Annotated in this window: 1 protein-coding gene; it reads right to left on the bottom strand. The window is 58.9% G+C overall.

Features of this window, described 5'->3' with window-relative positions; genetic code table 11:
* On the bottom strand, window positions 1-806 hold an 806-nt coding region (gene ltrA, locus MCRY_RS22405), incomplete at its 3' end, for a group II intron reverse transcriptase/maturase (RefSeq protein WP_217808270.1).
* Window positions 807-992: the final 186 nt, after the last annotated feature.

The raw sequence follows: 992 nt of genomic DNA on the forward strand, positions 1-992 counted from the left end.
TCCTTGCAGTACACGACCTTCGATTTCTCGGGGTGCATCGTCAAGCCACAGGCAGCCAGCCGTGAAGCAATGGAGCGCATCACGTACTCCGCTTGCTTTCGACTGCGGCAGTGCACCACCGCATCATCGGCGTAGCGGGCAAACGGGCAGTTGGGGCTGGTACGTTGCATCCAGGTGTCGAAGGCATAGTGCATGAACAGATTCATCAGGAGGGGACTGATCACTCCACCTTGCGGGGTGCCGCGTTCGCGTCGGACGCGCATACCGTGATCCGTTTCGAACGGCGCAACCAGCCACCGCTCGATGTACAGAAGTATCCAGTCCTCCTTGATGTGCAGGCGCACCGCCTTCATCAGCAACCCATGATTGATCTGATCGAAGGCTGCCTTGATATCAAACTCCACCACCCAGTCGTATCGCCAGCAGCGCTCACGCGTGATCGCCACCGCCTGCTTCGCTGATCGTCCCGGCCGGTACCCATAGGAGTCCGAGTGGAAGATCGAGTCCAGCTCCGGCTCGATGAGAAGCTTGACCACGGTTTGCGCGACACGATCACCAACCGTGGGCACTCCCAGCTTGCGCGTGCCTCCCGATGCCTTGGGAATTTCTACTTGCTTGACCGGAGGCGGGAAGTACGACCCCGACGACATCCGATTCCACAGCTTGTAGAGATTCTTAGACAGATCCCGCTCGAAATCGGCGATGGTTTCATCGTCGATGCCGGCAGCACCGCGGTTGGCCCTGACCTGCTGGTAGGCGTCCCATACCGTGCGTTTCGCTATGTCATAAGGTTTCGCCGAGCTCACGCCACTCATCCCCGGAGGTTGGCAACGCTCGTCGGCCGGATAACGCCGCCCCTTCGCTCCACCTCCATTACAGAGGCTTCATCGCTACTACGGGAGGCTCCGCCCCTCGTTCCAGCATCGGTATTCTTCCTCATGGTGTTGGCCATTTGTCATTTTCCTTCGCATCTGGAACAAGGTTCTCACGTT

It is taken from the genome of Marivita cryptomonadis (assembly GCF_002115725.1).
Classification (GTDB): domain Bacteria; phylum Pseudomonadota; class Alphaproteobacteria; order Rhodobacterales; family Rhodobacteraceae; genus Marivita; species Marivita cryptomonadis.